Here is a 15285-nt window from a genome sequence, read left to right as displayed (position 1 = left end):
GTGCAGCCACAAATGCTTCCTCCCCATGATCAGTCGATCATGTTTGAGAAGCTCCACGAAAGCGGGGGGAACTCACCCAACCCACACCGACACGGCACAGCCAACCCGGCCCCACACCCACCGCCACGGCAACCAGCCAAAACCGCCCACCCGCCACCGCGCACCGACGCGACACAGCCGACCCGCGCCCACACCCACCGCCGCGCAACCCACCCGAACCGCCGCCGCGCAAACGCGCCGCCCCTACGCAACTCACCCGAGCCCGCCACCGCCATCACGGGGCCGAACCCGTCCTACATCCGCCACCGCGCGGCCGGGCCGGCTGCGACCGGAAGGCGGCCGCGAGGATATTCGGGTGGGTTGATCGGTGTGGTAGCTCTACTAGGGCATGTGCTGGGGTTTGGCCATGTCACAGCCGATGTCATACTTGGCTGTCCCGCCACTGTGAGTGCTCGGAGCGCTATGCCCGCCGACGATGTGACCGTTCGCCGGCCGACGTTGACTCAGGTGGCCGCGCTGGCCGGTGTCAGCCTCAAGACGGCCTCCCGGGCGCTCAACCAGGAACCCAACGTGGCGCCGTCCACCGGGCGGCGGGTGCGTGACGCGGCCGACCTGCTGGGGTATCGGCTCAACGGGATCGCTCGTGAGTTGCGGCGGGGGGCCACGTCGGCTCTGGTCGGGCTGGTCAGCGGGGACCTGACCAATCCGTTCTATTCGGCCGTGGCCTCCGGTATCGAGCGCGAGCTGCGACAGCACGGGCTTCTGCTGATCACGGCCAACAACGACGAGGACGCCGTGCTGGAACGCAGCCTGGTCGACGCCTTCCTCGAGCGGCGTGTGCGCGCCCTGCTGGTGATTCCCAGCGCCGACGATCACGGGTACCTGGCCGTCGAGGGCAACCATGGCGTGCCCTTCGTCTTTGTGGACCGGCCGCCGGACGGGCTGGCCGCCGACGCTGTCCTGATCGACAACATGGGTGGGGCCCGGTCGGCCGGCGAGCACCTGCTGGCCGCGGGGCATCGGCGGATCGCGCTGGTGGCCGATCTGGTTCGGATGGCGCCGCAGCAGGGCCGGATCGACGGCTTCGTGGGGGCGATGCAGGCTGCCGGCAACGACGCGTGGGAGCCCTACATCCGGACCGACGTGCACGACGTACGGCACGCCGAGCGCACCGTGCGCGAGTTGCTCGCGCTCGACCCGGCCCCGACGGCGATCTTCACGACCAACAACCGGCTCACCACGGGGGCCCTGCGCGGGATGCGCGGGCTGGCAAAACCGCCGGCGCTGGTCGGCTTCGACGACTTCGACCTGGCCGATGTGCTGGGCACGACCGTGGTCGCGCACGACATGACAGCCCTCGGGCGCGAGGCCGCCAGGCTGGCCTACGAACGCATCAGCGGGCATTCCGGCCCCGCCCGGACCATCGTCATTTCTACATCTATCATTGCCCGCGGCTCCGGCGAGCGCCCTCCGCAGTAACTCCCACGATCGAACACGATCGGCAACGAACGCGTGCCGGAGCGTGTCCGAAATGTCCGGGTACGCACTTCGAGAACCGCCGAATCAAGCCGCCTCAGACGCGTCCTCGCAGCTCATCCCCGCTTCGCTCAGATAACGACAAAGGTCGCACGTAACGACACGGAAACAGGCGTTGACACTTGTGCGGTTCAGGCGGCACGGTACTCCCCATCGCTTGACAACGATGTCAATATTTCGATGGGAGATATTCGGATGATCTTCAGTCCGGTTAAGGGCGGCGGGCGGGGCGGTCGGACGAGGATTACTCGACGGGCTGCTGTGGCGGCTGTCGGTGTCGTCGCGCTCCTGACCGCCGGGGCCTGTGGGTCCAGTGACGACAATGGCGGCGGGTCCGGCTCGACAAAGGTGGAAGTCTTCACCTGGTGGGCCGACGGCGGCGAGAAGGCCGGCCTCGACGGCCTGGTCAAGCAGTTCGGCACGGACTGCGCCGGGCAGACCTTCGAGAACGGCGCGGTCGCCGGTGGCGCCGGCGCCAACGCGAAGTCCGTGCTCGCGTCGCGCCTGCAGCAGGGCACCCCGCCGGACACGTTCCAGGCTCACGCGGGCGCCGAGCTGAGCGACTACATCCTGGCCGGACAGGTCGAGGACATCAGCGCCGACTACGACGCGTGGGGCCTCAAGCAGGCGTTCCCGCAGGGTCTGATCGACAACCTGACCGTCGAGGGCAAGATCTACTCGGTCCCGGCCAACATCCACCGCGCGAACGTGGTCTGGACCAACAAGAAGGTCCTGGCCGACGCCGGCATCACCAAGGACCCGACCGATCTGGCCGGCTTCATCGCCGACCTCGAGAAGGTCAAGGCCAAGGGCATCAAGGCGCCGCTGGCGATCGGCAAGGACTGGACGCAGCTGATGCTGTTCGAGTCGGTGCTGATCACCGACCTCGGCCCGGAGAAGTTCACCGGCCTGTGGAACGGCGCCACCGACTGGAACGACCCGCTGGTCACCAAGGCCATCAACGACTTCAAGACGCTGCTGACCTACACCAACACCGACCGCGACGCCCTGGACTGGACCGACGCCGAGAAGCTGGTCATGGACGGCAAGGCCGGCTACCAGCTGATGGGCGACTGGGAGGCGGCCGACCTGGACGCCAAGAAGTTCACCGACTACGCCTGGTTCACCTTCCCGGGCAACGGCGACACCTTCCAGTGGCTGGCCGACTCATTCGTGCTGCCCAAGGGGGCCAACAACCCCGAGGGTACGAAGTGCTGGCTGAAGACCGTCGGCTCGGCCGCCGGCCAGAAGGCGTTCAACACTACGAAGGGCTCGATCCCCGCCCGTACGGACGCCGCGCCCGCCGACTACCCGAAGTACCAGCAGGCCGCCATGGCCGACTGGAAGTCGGCCAAGCAGGTGCCGTCGTGCGCCCACGGCTCGGCCTGCTCGCAGGGCTGGCAGGGTGCGGCCAACTCGGCCCTCGGCGCCTTCTCGACCAAGCAGGATGTCCCCGCGCTGCAGAAGGCCCTGGCCACAGCCGCGTCGCAGTTCGTCAAGAAGTAAGCACCTGAGTAGATGGGGGCGGCCGTGAGCCGCCCCCATTTTCCGCATGTTGTGGAAGGGAGCCCGGATGCGCAAACTCCGGCACTGGGGACCGGGCCTGCTACTGCTCTCCCCCTCGCTGATCCTGCTCGCCATTTTCGTCTACGGCCTGATCGCCTGGACGACAAAAGTCTCCGTCTCCGACGAGCACAACGCCCTCGGATCCAAGGGCTTCGTCGGCCTCGAGAACTACACGAAACTGTTCACCGAGGACATCAACGACCGGTTCACCCACTCGCTCAAGAACCTGGCCATCTTCACGGTCGTTTTCCTGGTCGGCGCCATGTTCTTCGGCCTGCTCTGGGCCTTCATCCTGGAGCGGGGAATCAAGGGGGAGGGCTTTTTCCGTACGGTCTACCTCTTCCCCATGGCGGTGTCGTTCGTCGCGTCGGGTGTGGTGTGGCGCTGGCTGATGAACCCGAACAAGGGCGAGAACGCGGGCGGCCTGAACGCCGTACTCGGTGGCCTGGGTCTCGATTCTCTGCAGAGCACCTGGTGGACCAATCCCAACTGGGGCATGGCCTCGATGGCCATCCCGGCGATGTGGCAGCTGGCCGGCTATGTGATGGCGCTGTTCCTGGCCGGCTTCCGGGGCATCCCGGCCGAGTTGCGCGAGGCCGCGGCCATGGACGGCGCGAGCACCTACCGCCTGTACCGCAACGTCATCTTCCCGCAGCTGACGCCGGTGGCGCTGTCCGCGCTGATCATCCTCGGCCACATGTCGATGAAGATGTTCGACCTGATCATGAGCGTCTCGGGCCCCCAGTGGCTGACCGAGGTGCCCGCCATCTACGTCTGGCAGACGCTGCTGACCAGCGACTACGCCAAGGCCGCGGCCATCTCGATCATTCTGCTGCTGCTCGTCGCGGTCGTCATCGTGCCGTATCTGATCTACACCAACCGGGCGGAGAAGAACGCATGACGACGACGTCGATCGCAGCGCCGCCGCCTCCCGTCGAGACGCTCGAGCCGAGGCGCAAGCCGCGCCCGAAGACCGGCCCGGGGTCGATCATCAAGTACCTGCTGGCCCTGTTCTTCCTGATCATCGTGCTGATGCCGATGTACGTGCTGATCGTGACCAGCTTCAAGTCGGGCGCCGACATCGGCGTGACCAGCCAGTGGAGCCTGCCCGAGACGTGGACCCTGGCGTCCTGGGAGAAGGCGTGGAACGTCCTGCGCCCGTCCTTCATCCGCACCTTCGAGCTGGCCGTCCCGGTCGCGATCATCTCGTCGCTGATCGGCGCGGCCAACGGTTTCGTGCTGTCGCGCTGGCGCTTCCCCGGGGCCGACGTCGTGTTCACGCTGATCCTGTTCGGCATGTTCATCCCGTACCAGGCCGTCATGATCCCGCTGCGCGAGATCGTCACCACGCTCGGCATCCCGCCCGGCATCACGACGCTCGTCTTCGTGCACTGCGTCTACGGCATCCCGATCTGCACGCTGATCTTCCGGAACTACTACGCGACCACGGTCCCCGAGGAACTCATCGAGGCGGCCCGGGTCGACGGCGCGGGTCTGCTGCGCACGTTCGGCCGGATCATCCTGCCGATCTCGATGCCCGGGTTCGTGGTCACGGTCATCTGGCAGTTCACGTCGGCCTGGAACGACTACCTGTTCGCCATCTTCCTGTCGAACACCCGCAACGGTCCGATCACGATCGCCCTGAACGCTCTGGCCGGAGCCCAGTCGCCCGACTACGCGGCCTCGATGGCCGGCGCGCTGATCACGTCGCTACCCACCCTGCTCGTGTACGTCCTGCTCGGCCGCTGGTTCATCGGCGGCCTGATGGCGGGCTCCGTCAAGAGCTAGACGCCGGCCCGGTCATGAGCCGGCCCGGGCCCCCGGCACACCCGACCGGCGTGCCGGGGGCAGCAACAACACACCCGACCAGCGCGCCCGGGGCAGCAACAACACACCCGACCAGCGCGCCCGGGGCAGCAACAACACACCCGACCGGCGTGCCGGGGACAGCAACAACACGCCCCAACCAGGGCGCCAGGGGCAGCGGCGAGTCTTGGATGACGATTCGGTCAAATCACCCGTGGCGCAGGAGACGGCGGAGCAAGATCGGCCGTACGCTCTGGCCTGTGACCACCGAGGACGTCCGTCTGCCGCGCACCGCTCAGGGCTTCGCCGAGCGGATGGCGTACGCCTGCCAGAAAGACCCCGCCGAGATCGCGCGCCGCGTCCGGGTGCGCCGCGTCGTCACCGCCCTGACCGTGGGCTGGGCGGTCATCGTGCCGATTCTCATCGGGTACGGCGTGACCGGGCGCGACCGCGAGCCCGAGATCATCTCGATCGCCGCCCTGCTGACCGTGACCCTGCCCTTCCTCGCGGCCGTGATCGCCACGCACGGCCGCCGGTTCGGCCTCGGTAGCGCGTACGTGATCCTGACGCTCCTGATGGTCCTGCCCGCCATCTGGGTCGCCCAGCTGCGGTAGTTACGGCACGATGGGCGGATGGCGGGCAAGAGCACCGGTGAGGAGCGGGACGGGGTCGCGCTGACGAACCTCGACCAGGAACTGTTCGAGGATGCGGGGGCCACCAAGCGCGACCTGATCGACTATCTCGACGCGGTGCGCGACTGCATGCTGCCGGTGCTGCACGACCGGCCGCTGTCGGTGATCCGCCTGCTGCGCGGGCAGGACAGGTTCATGCAGAAGAACCTGCCCAAGTACACGCCCGACTGGGTGCCGCGCACCAAGGTGTGGGCCGAGGCGTCGCACCGCGAGGTCACGTACGGCCTGTGCAACGACCGCCGCACGCTGCTGTGGTTCGGCAACCAGCGCGCGATCGAATACCACCCCGCCCTGATGCTCGCCGGCTCCACCCAGCCGACCCACCTGATCATGGATCTGGACCCGCCCGAGGGTTCGTCGCACTTCACCCTGGCCGTGCGGGCCGCGCGCCTGGTGCGGGAGGCACTCGCCGGCGCCGGCATGTCCGGCGCGGTCAAGACCAGCGGGTCCAAGGGGGTGCACGTCTTCGTCCCGCTCGACGGCCAGGCCGACGCGGAACAGGTCGCCGCCGCGACCCGAGCGGTGGCCGCCCGGGCCGAACGCCTCGACCCTGCGCTGGCGACCACGGCCTTCATCCGCGACGACCGGCACGGCAAGGTGTTCCTCGACGCGACCCGCTCGGGCGGGGCAACCGTGGCGGCCGCGTTCAGCCCGCGCGCACGCCCCGGCGTCCCGGTCTCGTTCCCGGTGCCGTGGGACGAACTGGACAACGTCACTCCGGCCGACTTCACCGTCCACACCGCTCCCGGCCTGCTCGGCGGCGGCGACCCGTGGGCGTCGGCGATGCCGGACCCGCAGAAGCTCGACCAGGGCCTGATCGACGAGGGCCGGACCATCCCGGTCGCCCGCGTCCAGGCCATGCACGAGGGCAAACGCCGCGCCAAGGCCCGGCGTGAGGCCGACTGACCGGAAACCGCCGATCCCGCCGGCTCCGGCCGTGCTGCTGAAGGTCTGGACCCGTTGGATCAGACGGGATCCGTGAACGAGACCGGCTTGCCGCCGGCCCGGGCATAGGCGATCTCCCTGCGCGTGGACTCGCCGATGTACCCGCCGGGGTTGACGACCAGAACCCGGTCAGCCAGGTCGATCTTGCGCAGGTGGAGGGCGTCCAGCACCGCCTTCTGCTCGTCGGTGATCAGCTCGCCTGCTTCGTCCGGCGCGACGACGATGACACCGGCGAAGGTCAGTTCGAGACTCGCCGCACGCATCTGTTCCACGAACCGCATGGAGCCGCAGATGCAGACAATCTCTGGTCGGTCGGGCACGGCTCAGCCCTTCGGTCGAACGGCAAACCGTCAGTGTGCACGAAGGCCCGGATACGGTGATCGGGTGCTTGTCCAGCAACGTCTTCTGGAGCGGGTCGCGCGGCTCTGCCGGGACGATCCGCGGCTGGTGGCGGCGCTCACCTACGGATCTTTCGTGAGTGGCGAGGCCGACGCGCACAGCGACGTCGAGTTCTGGTTGTTCTTCGGCCCAGCGGCCACTCCGGACGCACGGGCCTGGCTCGCCGAGGTGGGCGAGCTCCGGCACGTCGTCGTCAACGAGTTCGGGGCCGCGGCGTGGGGTGTGGGCCGGGACGCCTGGCAGCAACTGGCCGCACGGCACGGGTTCGCGCTGCCCGAGGCTCTCTTCCAGGAACTCGATCAGCGGCTGAGCGGGCCGGCCAGCCAGTCGTAGATCTCGGTCCAGGTGCCGGGGCCGGGCAGGTGGCCGCCGGGGTAGACGTGACCCTCGGCGCCGGGGATGTGCGACAGCAGCCACTCGGCGTGGTCGGCCGGGACAGCCTGGTCGTCGGCGCCGCGCCACACCGCGGCCGGGACCTTGATGCTTTCGACGTCGAAGCCCCACGGGCGGGCGAAGGCCAGGGTGTCGTCGACCCAGCCGTCCAGGCTGTCGGTGAACGTGGCACGGAGCCGGGCCAGGGCGTCGGGATTGTCGCGAGCCGGTGGGCCGGGCTCGAAGGGCGCCTCGGGGCCGCCGGCGGCGACCGCGGCCATCACGCCGGCTGCGTTATCGGACAGGCTGGGCCGCAGGGACGACTCCTCCACGTGCGGCTTCAGGGCCGGCTTGATGCCGGAGAGGACCGCGCAGCGCAGGATCCGTTCGGGCAGCAGCGCGGCGCAGGCCAAGGCGTGCGGTCCGCCGCCCGAGCCGCCGAGGACGGCGAAGCGCGACCAGCCCTGGGCGTCGGCCAGCGCCTCGGTGTCGGCCACCGCGTCCGCAACCGTGCGGCCGGGTTGGCGGGTCGAGCCGCCGTAGCCGGGGCGGTCGTAGTAGAGCAGCCGCAGCTTGCTGCGCTCCATCGTCTCGAGCTGGGACGGGCGCTTCCAGCGGCTGCTCGGCGTGCCACTGTGCGCGATCACCGGCAGGCCGTCCTCGGGGCCGTAGAGGCAGTACTGCAGGGTCCGGCCGTCGGCGGTCACGAAGCTCGAGGTGGCGGGTAGGGGCACCGGGCCACCGTAGCGGGCGGGATACTCCAAATGGTGCAGGTGGTAGTCGGGAGGCGTCGATGGAAGTGTCCGCGGCGGGACGACGTGCGGCACCCCTGGCCGGCCCTAGCGTCCCGGCCATGAACAGATTTCTCGCACCAGCCGTCACCCTGGTCGGCGTACCCGCGGGCCTTGCCGTCACCGGCGGCAACCGGCAGACCGTCATGACTCTCACGCTGGCCTTCTGGCTGGCCGCCGCCGCGTTCCTGGCGCCGCGGTATCCCCGTACGGTATTGGTCTTCTCGCTCTCGCTGGTGGCCGCGCTGCGGGGCTCGGACCTGGTCGGATCCGGCTGGGTGTGGCCCGCCACAGCGGCGTTCGTGGCTGTCGTGCTCGCCGGGCGCCTGCGGTTCGCGGCTGTCGCCGGTGGGGTGGCGTTGCTCTACGGCGCCGGCTGGGACGCCTTCGTCATGCAGGAGCAGCACTCCGCCGACTGGACGCTCGCGCACGTCGGCGGGGACGCGCTGTGGCTGGCCGCCGTGCTCGCCGCCACCACGGCCTACCTCAGCACCCGCCGCTGGCAGCACGAGATGTCCCTGCGCCTGGCCCAGGACCAGCACGAGAGCGAACTGGAGTCGCGGCGGCGCCGGGCCGAGGAGCGCGTCGGGATCGCCCGCGACCTGCATGACGTCGTCTCGCACACGCTGGCCGTGGTGGGTGTGCACCTCAACGTCGCGCTCGACGCCTTCGACACCGACCCCGAGGAGGCCCGCTCGTCGCTGCGCCTGGCCCAGGACGTACGCGGGCAGGCCATGTCCGACCTGAAGTCGCTGGTCGACGTGCTGCGTGAGGGTGGCGCCCCGGCGATCGCCGAGCCTGCCGACGGACTCGACGGGCTGGAGCGGCTGGCCGAGCAGGTGCGGGCGGCCGGGCTGACGGTGTCGGTGAACGAGTTCGGCGAGCGCTCGCACGTGCCGGCGGCGGTGGCCACCGCGATCTACCGGGTGGTGCAGGAATCGCTGACCAACACCGTCCGCCATGCGGGAGCGAGCCGGGTGTCGGTCACGTTGCGCTACGCGCCGGCCAGTGTGGTGGTGGACGTGCAGGATAACGGCGAGGCGCCCGATCCCGTGGTCGACGGCAACGGCATCGCGGGCATGCGGGAGCGAGTGGCCGCGCTGGGCGGCGCGCTCACGGCGGGCGCGGGCCGAAGCGGTTTCGGCGTACGGGCCACGATCCCCTACCCAGCCGACGGCACGCGGGAGCAAGGATGATCAACGTACTTCTCGCCGACGACCAGCATCTCGTACGGGCCGGCTTCCGCAGCCTGCTCCGCCGGGACAAACAGATCCAGGTCGTCGGCGAGGCGTCCACCGGCGACGAGGCCGTGCGCACCGCCCGCAGCCTGCGGCCCGACGTGATCCTCATGGACATCCGGATGCCCGGCCGGGACGGCATCTCGGCCACCCGCGAGATCCTGGCCTTCGCCCCGGACACCCGCGTGATCATTTTGACCACGTTCGAGACCGACGAGTACGTGTTCGCGGCGCTGGCGGCCGGGGCCAGCGGCTTCCTCACCAAAGAGGTCAGCCCGGACGGCCTGCGCCAGGCGGTCCGGGTCGTCGCCGCGGGGGACGCGCTGCTCTCCCCCAGCGTCACCCGGCGGGTGGTGGGCCAATTCGCACACCGCCCGGCGGCCGCGCCGAACGGCAACCGGCTGAGCGTGCTGACCGAGCGGGAACGCGAGGTGGTGCGGCTCGTCGCGACCGGCCTGTCCAACGACGACATCGCCCGTGAGCTGGTGATCAGCCCGTTGACGGCCAAGACGCACATCACCCGGGCGATCGCCAAGCTGGGCGTACGGGACCGGGTCCAGCTGGTGATAATCGCCTTCGAGGACGGCTTGGCCGGCCAGTGATACTGACCCCATGAAGCGGATCGTGGTCTACGGGGTGGCCGGTTCCGGCAAGTCGACACTGGCGGCCCGGCTCGGTGAGCGCCTCGGAATTCCGTACCACTCCATTGATGATCTGACCTGGCGACCGGGTTGGGTGCCGCTGCCCGAGCCGGAGCAGCGCGAGCTGATCCGCGAGCTGCTGGCCGGCGACGCCTGGGTGATCGACGCCGGCTACGCCATCTGGATCGACCTGGTGCTGGAGCGGGCCGACCTCATCGTGGGCCTGGACATGCCGCGCCGGATCTCGTGGGGCCGCTTGCTGCGCCGCTCGATCAGCAACATCGTGCACCGCACACCGATCTGCAACGGCAATTACGAGACGTGGCGACTGGCCTTCCTCGACCGTGAGTCGTTGCTCTATTTCCACATCGGATCGTTTCGCCGCAAGCAGGCCCGCATGCGGCTCTGGCACGACAGCCCCGACTTTCCCGAGACGGTGCTGCTGCGCTCCCCGGCCGAGCTGGAACGCTGGGTGGACGGACTCAGGGCCGAATGACATCGAGCTGGTAGAGCGCGCTGCGGTGGGTCGGCCGGTAGCCGAGAAGGTCGTTGACCCGGCGCATCGCGTCGTTGTCGTCGGCGGTGTCGGCGAGCAGCCCGGCCAGGTGCGGGAACCGGTCGCGGGTCCGGTTGATCTGCTCGGCCTTCATCCAGCGGGCCAGCCCGTGGCCGCGGTGTCCGGGCAGCACGCCGGTGCCGTAGTGCTGGGCGTCGCCGGCGCCGTCGCCCGGCACGACCAGTTCGGTGAAGCCGGCGATCTCGCCGTCGGCGGCCACGGCGGCGGTGGTGCACAGGATGTCGCCGCGGCGGGCGACCACGCCCGCGACGAAGTGCAGGCGTTCGACGGTCCACGGTTCCGGCGCCGTGGCGGCCTCACCCATGGGCATGTCGTCCATGGCCCGCTTGGAACGAGCGTACGTTTCGGCCAGCTCGTCCGGAACCATGCCGTCCCAGTGGATCAGGCGGTAGCCGGGCGCGGGGACGGCGGCGGCCGGGCCGTTCTCCATAGGCCGCCGCGTGTAAGTCAGGGCCAGAACCGTACGGAAGCCGTTCGCGCGGCAGAACTGCTCGCCCGCCGAGTCCCGGGCGACCGCTTCGGTACGCAGGCTCGCCATTCCCTGCTCGGCCGCAGCAGCGGTGGCGGCCCCCAGTAGCCGCTTTCCCACACCGGCGCGACGTTCGGCCGGGTGGACGGTGAGTTCGAGCTCGGCCACCGCCTCGGCCGCGGGCACCCACAGGAAGGCGGTGCCCAGCGGCCGCCCGTCCTGGCCGCCGGCCAACCAGGCCAACCGGCGGCCGGACGCGGACTGAACCGGGTCGACCAGGGGCGTGACGGTCACGGTCATGTCAGCCGGCGTACCGGTTGACCGACGAAGGACGCAGCACGATCCGGACCAGGCCGGTCTCGCGCCACTCGTCGAGCAGCCGGCGCTGCTGCTCGTCGAGCGTGCCCCAGTAGCGGTCGGCCAGGCGGGCCGCGAGCTCCGGACCGCCGTCGTCGTGCAGGGTGACCGTGCCCTCGACCGCCACCCAGTACTCGGGCTCGCCGGTCGGGGCGGCCACGACGACCGAGGCGCGGGGCTGCTCGCGCAGGCGGTCGAGCTTCGGTGCGCCCGGCACCGAGAACATCTGCAGGTCGCCGTCGGCGGTCACCTCGAACCACACCGGCCGCGGCGACGGCCATCGTTCACCGCGCGGCGCGACGGTGAGGTAGGCGTACAGCGGCCGGTGAAGCAGCGCAAGATCCTCGTTACGGAACATGCCGGCAACTTTAGGCCGGTCCGGCCGATCACGCGGGGCGCCGATCGGCCGGACCGGCCGCTAAGCCGTCACCGGGGTCGGCGTGGGGCGCCGCAGGAGCAGCAGCACCCAGGCGTCGACGGCCAGGATCAGACCGATCACCGCGAGCACGAGCACCATCCACGCCGGACCGTAGGACCAGTACGGGCCGGGGTTGAACGCGCTGTGAACGGTCCACGCAGGCGGATCGGTGGGCCTGAGCACGCGCCCCACGTTCACCCACAGCGCCAGCGCGGGCAGGGCCAGGGTGACCAGCGCCATCCCGGTCAGGACGGCCGCGGACCGGCGGCGGCCGGGCGGCAACGCGCGCATCCGGTAGGCCCCGGACGCCGTCAGCAGCCATCCGGCGATCAGGCCCAGCACGGCCCCGGCGAGCATCAGCGGTCGCATCGCACCGGTGTCGGCCGGCCAGAACTCGGCGCTGATGGTGCCGTGCTCGGGTGTGATGTAGCCGCTGACCTGCATGGTGAGCCCGTCGCGAGTGGCCTCGAAGACACTGCCCGGCGCGGGCACCTCGATCGTGGCCCCGGTTGCCGGGTCGGTGGTGAACGACGACCCGGGCACGGTCCGGATCGCGGTCACCGACCAGCCGTCGGCCGTCAACCGGGCCTGGGCGGCCTCGGGCGTGTAGCTCGGCGCGTCGACCCCGCCGGTGGCCAGGGTGGTCCACCACGGCGAGGCCGAGCGGTCCATGCCGAACTCGTTGCCGCCGCCCGCCGCCTGCCGGGTCAGGGCCTCGATCGCGGCGTCGCCCGGCAGGTCGGTGAACGTCTGCTCGGCCACCCAGGAACCCGCGGCGGCACCGAAGGCCCCCGTGACCACGGTGATCAGCACGGCGGCGACCCACACGAGCGGGCGACCGGACGGCAGCCGGAAACGCTGCCGCAGGCCGCTGCGGAACAGGTGCCAGACGTCGGACGCGCTGGGCCGGGTCTGGCCCGGGGGCGCCATCTCGAGCAGCGTGGTGACGATCTCGGCGCCGTGGCCACGCCGGTAGGGACGGGGGTAGGCCAGCAGCAGCCGGTGGTAGCGGCGCTCGAGCGTCACGCGGCACCCCCGCCGAACGACACCTGCGGGCGGCGGCGCAACTGCTGCTCGGCCGCGGTGGCGTTGCGGCGCAGCCGCCCGATCTCGGCCGACAGCGCCCCCGCGCCACTGTCGGTGAGCCGGTAGTAGCGCCGCAGCCGGCCGTCGACAGCCTCTTCGCGGTCGACCTCGATGAGGCCCCGCTCGTCGAGCCGGTCGAGCGCGCCGTAGAGCGTGCCGGCCCGCAGTTTCACGTCGCCGCCGGACAGCGCGGCGACCGCCTGGATGACCCCGTAGCCGTGCAACGGCTGCTCGGCCAGCGCGGCGAGGATCAGAAAGGTGGGTTCCTGCATGGCGATGACAGTACGGGCGACGATATATACCGTCAAGCGAGCGTTGGAGGTGCTGCGCGACCTGGCGGGGCCGGGCCGGCCGTAGTTCATCTAGGGTCTGGTGGGTGGTCGTCGAGCTGAGTCGTCGGGAGGCGCGCCGCATCGCGGTGCGTGCCCAACTGCTCGACGCCCACCGTCCGGCCGACCTGTACGACGTGGTCAGCCGACTGACGTTCCTGCAGTACGACCAGACCGCCGCGGTCGCCCCCAGCGCCGACCTCGTGGCGTGGAGCCGGCTCGGCTCGGGCTACCGGATGTCGGAGCTGGCCGAGGGGCTCGCCGACCGTACGTACGTCGAGTTGCGGGGCATGATCCGCCCGATGGAGGACATCCCGCTCTTCCGCGCCGACATGGCCGCCCACGCGGCGCCCGACTCGCAGTTCGGCCACCCCGGCGCGCAGCACTGGGTCGACGCGAACGACAGGTTCCGGCTCGACATCCTCGAGATCCTGGACGTCGACGGCCCGGTGCCGCAGACCTCGATCCCGGACACGGCGCAGGTGCCGTGGGGCTCGTCGGGCTGGAACAACAACCGCAACGTCAGCATGATGCTCGAATGCCTGATCGTGCGGGGCGAGGTCGCGGTGGCCGACCGCGACGGCCGGGAGCGGCTGTTCGACCTGGCCCGCCGCGTCTACCCCGACGAGATGGTGCCCGGCCCCGAGGCGGCCACGATCCGGGCCGAGCGGCTGCTGCGGTCGCTGGGAATCGTCCGGAAGAGCGAGGCCGGTGAGCCGGCCGTGATCGAGGGCGTGCGCGGCCGCTGGAAGGTCGACCCGGCCTTTCTCTCCGGCGGGTTCGAGGGGCGTACGGCGTTGTTGTCCCCGCTCGATCGGTTGATCTTCGACCGCAAGCGGATGGCCGACCTCTTCGAGTACGACTACAACCTCGAGATGTACAAGCCGGCCGCCCAGCGCCGCTGGGGCTACTACGCCCTGCCCATCCTCAGCGGCGACCGCCTGATCGGCAAGCTCGACGCCACCACCGACCGCAAGCAGGGCGTCCTGCGGGTCGACGCGATCCACTTCGACCAGCCGGCGCCGCCCGCCGTCGAGGCCGACGTCCGCCACGAGATCCAGGACCTGGCCCGCTGGCTGCGCGTCGGTCTCGACCTGCCCGCCTGAGACGCGGCCGATAAAGTGCGGCTGTGGCTGAGCTGGATGAAGAGACGATCGCGTACGCCCATCGGATGTTCGACCTGGCCCGCGCCGGCGCCACCGAGGAGCTCGCGGCCAACGTGACGGCGGGCCTGCCGCCCAACCTCACCAACGACAAGGGCGACACCCTGCTGATCCTCGCCGCCTACCACGAGCATCCCGGCACGGTGGCCGCCCTGCTGGAGCGGGGCGCCGACCCCAACCGGGTCAACGACCGGGGCCAGACCGCCCTGTCGGCCGCGGTCTTCCGGCAGAGCGCCGAGACGGTGACGACCCTGCTCGCCGCCGGCGCCGATCCCGACGCGGGCACTCCGTCCGCGGTCGCCACAGCCGAGTTCTTCAAGCTTCCGGAAATGGCCGCGTTGCTGCGAAGCTGACGGGATGGCTCGGTGGCGACCGTCATGGCCCCTGGTTCGCCTGGGAGCGGGGCTCGTGCTGCTCGCCGCGGGCGTGGCCGGGCTGGTGACGCTGCAGCAGCGGGCGAACGGCACCGTGCTGACGCTGATTCTGGTGCCCGGGACGGGTGAGCCGCCGCGCGACGAGGAACTGGCCGTGCGCCGCCTCGACGCGCGGACCGCCGAGATCTGCTGCGTGCCGTTCCTGCAGATGCGCCTGGCCCTGGGCGACGTCGTGCGCGTCGACGCCCGCGGCTACGCCGGCGAGGTGATCCGCCCCTCGGGCCGGGTCACGTTCGCGGTGCGGCACGACGGCCCGGCGCCGGAGCTGCCCGGCGTTGTGACGGAAGAGATAGGGCCCGGGCGGCTGGCCGTCGCCGCCGGCGAGGAGCAGGCCCGCGAAGTCCACGAGCTGCTGCGACAGGGCGAGCGGGCGGGCCGCCTCGAATACCGGTCGCTGCTGCGCTGGGACAAGGTCGACTCGCCCCTGCTCTGACCGGAGGATTTTGCGCGGCCCGTGCCGGAGAAT

The 15285-nt window shown here is 70.5% G+C and carries 19 protein-coding genes; 13 read left to right on the top strand and 6 right to left on the bottom strand.

What is annotated here, in order from left to right:
* The first annotated feature begins 462 nt into the window (after window positions 1-462).
* The 6 genes from KXC43_RS45075 (at window position 463) to KXC43_RS45050 (ending at window position 6506) form a co-directional block, all read left to right on the top strand.
* A complete protein-coding gene (locus KXC43_RS45075) occupies window positions 463-1479 on the top strand; it encodes a LacI family DNA-binding transcriptional regulator (RefSeq protein ID WP_221382437.1) in 1017 nt (338 codons plus the stop codon).
* Between the two features lie 252 nt (window positions 1480-1731).
* Window positions 1732-3042: an ABC transporter substrate-binding protein gene (locus tag KXC43_RS45070; protein ID WP_221382436.1), complete on the top strand. Its 1311-nt coding sequence runs from the start codon at window positions 1732-1734 to the stop codon at window positions 3040-3042.
* Between the two features lie 133 nt (window positions 3043-3175).
* On the top strand, window positions 3176-4003 hold the full coding sequence (locus KXC43_RS45065) for a carbohydrate ABC transporter permease (RefSeq protein ID WP_308129549.1): 828 nt from the start codon (window positions 3176-3178) through the stop codon (window positions 4001-4003).
* Window positions 4000-4890: a carbohydrate ABC transporter permease gene (locus KXC43_RS45060; RefSeq protein WP_221382434.1), complete on the top strand. Its 891-nt coding sequence runs from the start codon at window positions 4000-4002 to the stop codon at window positions 4888-4890. The genes KXC43_RS45065 and KXC43_RS45060 overlap by 4 nt, the downstream gene beginning before the upstream one ends.
* Window positions 4891-5168: 278 nt before the next feature.
* Window positions 5169-5522 carry a hypothetical protein gene (locus tag KXC43_RS45055; protein WP_221382433.1) on the top strand — a complete coding sequence of 118 codons (354 nt, stop codon included), beginning with the start codon at window positions 5169-5171 and terminating at the stop codon, window positions 5520-5522.
* A gap of 18 nt (window positions 5523-5540) precedes the next feature.
* On the top strand, window positions 5541-6506 hold the full coding sequence (locus KXC43_RS45050; protein ID WP_221382432.1) for a DNA polymerase domain-containing protein: 966 nt from the start codon (window positions 5541-5543) through the stop codon (window positions 6504-6506).
* 59 nt (window positions 6507-6565) lie between these two features.
* On the opposite strand, the gene KXC43_RS45045 is transcribed toward KXC43_RS45050, so the two are convergent.
* A complete protein-coding gene (locus tag KXC43_RS45045) occupies window positions 6566-6808 on the bottom strand; it encodes a hypothetical protein (protein ID WP_255645929.1) in 243 nt (80 codons plus the stop codon).
* Window positions 6809-6929: 121 nt separating this feature from the next.
* On the opposite strand from KXC43_RS45045, the gene KXC43_RS45040 reads away from it, so the two are divergent.
* Window positions 6930-7277, top strand: coding sequence for a nucleotidyltransferase domain-containing protein (locus KXC43_RS45040; RefSeq protein WP_221382430.1), 348 nt, complete (start codon window positions 6930-6932; stop codon window positions 7275-7277).
* On the opposite strand, the gene KXC43_RS45035 is transcribed toward KXC43_RS45040, so the two are convergent.
* The gene (locus KXC43_RS45035) at window positions 7244-8050 is read right to left on the bottom strand and encodes an alpha/beta fold hydrolase (protein ID WP_221382429.1); all 807 of its coding nucleotides are present in this window, start codon (window positions 8048-8050) and stop codon (window positions 7244-7246) included. The genes KXC43_RS45040 and KXC43_RS45035 overlap by 34 nt on opposite strands.
* A 119-nt stretch (window positions 8051-8169) precedes the next feature.
* Between KXC43_RS45035 and KXC43_RS45030 the strand changes: the two genes are divergently transcribed.
* Genes KXC43_RS45030 through KXC43_RS45020 form a run of 3 tightly spaced genes read left to right on the top strand, consistent with a single transcriptional unit; the run spans window position 8170 to window position 10482 of the window.
* Window positions 8170-9303: a sensor histidine kinase gene (locus tag KXC43_RS45030; RefSeq protein WP_221382428.1), complete on the top strand. Its 1134-nt coding sequence runs from the start codon at window positions 8170-8172 to the stop codon at window positions 9301-9303.
* A complete protein-coding gene (locus KXC43_RS45025) occupies window positions 9300-9947 on the top strand; it encodes a response regulator (RefSeq protein ID WP_221382427.1) in 648 nt (215 codons plus the stop codon). The genes KXC43_RS45030 and KXC43_RS45025 overlap by 4 nt, the downstream gene beginning before the upstream one ends.
* A gap of 10 nt (window positions 9948-9957) precedes the next feature.
* Window positions 9958-10482 (top strand): P-loop NTPase family protein, encoded by a 525-nt coding sequence (locus KXC43_RS45020; RefSeq protein WP_221382426.1) that lies wholly within the window; start codon window positions 9958-9960, stop codon window positions 10480-10482.
* Here KXC43_RS45020 and KXC43_RS45015 read toward each other — a convergent pair.
* Genes KXC43_RS45015 through KXC43_RS45000 form a run of 4 tightly spaced genes read right to left on the bottom strand, consistent with a single transcriptional unit; the run spans window position 10469 to window position 13165 of the window.
* Window positions 10469-11332, bottom strand: a complete 864-nt coding sequence (locus tag KXC43_RS45015; RefSeq protein ID WP_221382425.1) for a GNAT family N-acetyltransferase — start codon at window positions 11330-11332, stop codon at window positions 10469-10471. The genes KXC43_RS45020 and KXC43_RS45015 overlap by 14 nt on opposite strands.
* A gap of 1 nt (window position 11333) precedes the next feature.
* A complete protein-coding gene (locus KXC43_RS45010; protein WP_221382424.1) occupies window positions 11334-11747 on the bottom strand; it encodes a pyridoxamine 5'-phosphate oxidase family protein in 414 nt (137 codons plus the stop codon).
* A 60-nt stretch (window positions 11748-11807) separates the two neighbouring features.
* Window positions 11808-12833, bottom strand: a complete 1026-nt coding sequence (locus tag KXC43_RS45005; RefSeq protein ID WP_221382423.1) for a hypothetical protein — start codon at window positions 12831-12833, stop codon at window positions 11808-11810.
* A complete protein-coding gene (locus KXC43_RS45000; RefSeq protein ID WP_221382422.1) occupies window positions 12830-13165 on the bottom strand; it encodes a PadR family transcriptional regulator in 336 nt (111 codons plus the stop codon). Before KXC43_RS45000 ends, KXC43_RS45005 begins: the two co-directional genes overlap by 4 nt.
* A gap of 104 nt (window positions 13166-13269) precedes the next feature.
* On the opposite strand from KXC43_RS45000, the gene KXC43_RS44995 reads away from it, so the two are divergent.
* From KXC43_RS44995 to KXC43_RS44985, 3 genes are all read left to right on the top strand, one after another.
* Window positions 13270-14328: a DNA glycosylase AlkZ-like family protein gene (locus KXC43_RS44995; protein ID WP_221382421.1), complete on the top strand. Its 1059-nt coding sequence runs from the start codon at window positions 13270-13272 to the stop codon at window positions 14326-14328.
* A gap of 65 nt (window positions 14329-14393) precedes the next feature.
* Window positions 14394-14738: an ankyrin repeat domain-containing protein gene (locus KXC43_RS44990; protein WP_221382449.1), complete on the top strand. Its 345-nt coding sequence runs from the start codon at window positions 14394-14396 to the stop codon at window positions 14736-14738.
* Window positions 14739-14742: 4 nt separating this feature from the next.
* Window positions 14743-15252 (top strand): DUF4265 domain-containing protein, encoded by a 510-nt coding sequence (locus tag KXC43_RS44985; protein ID WP_221382420.1) that lies wholly within the window; start codon window positions 14743-14745, stop codon window positions 15250-15252.
* Window positions 15253-15285: the final 33 nt, after the last annotated feature.

This window comes from Paractinoplanes polyasparticus (genome assembly GCF_019710575.1).
In the GTDB taxonomy this organism is placed as follows: domain Bacteria; phylum Actinomycetota; class Actinomycetes; order Mycobacteriales; family Micromonosporaceae; genus Actinoplanes; species Actinoplanes polyasparticus.
Note: the sequence above shows the minus strand (reverse complement) of the source record. Positions and strands in the feature narration are given on the sequence as shown.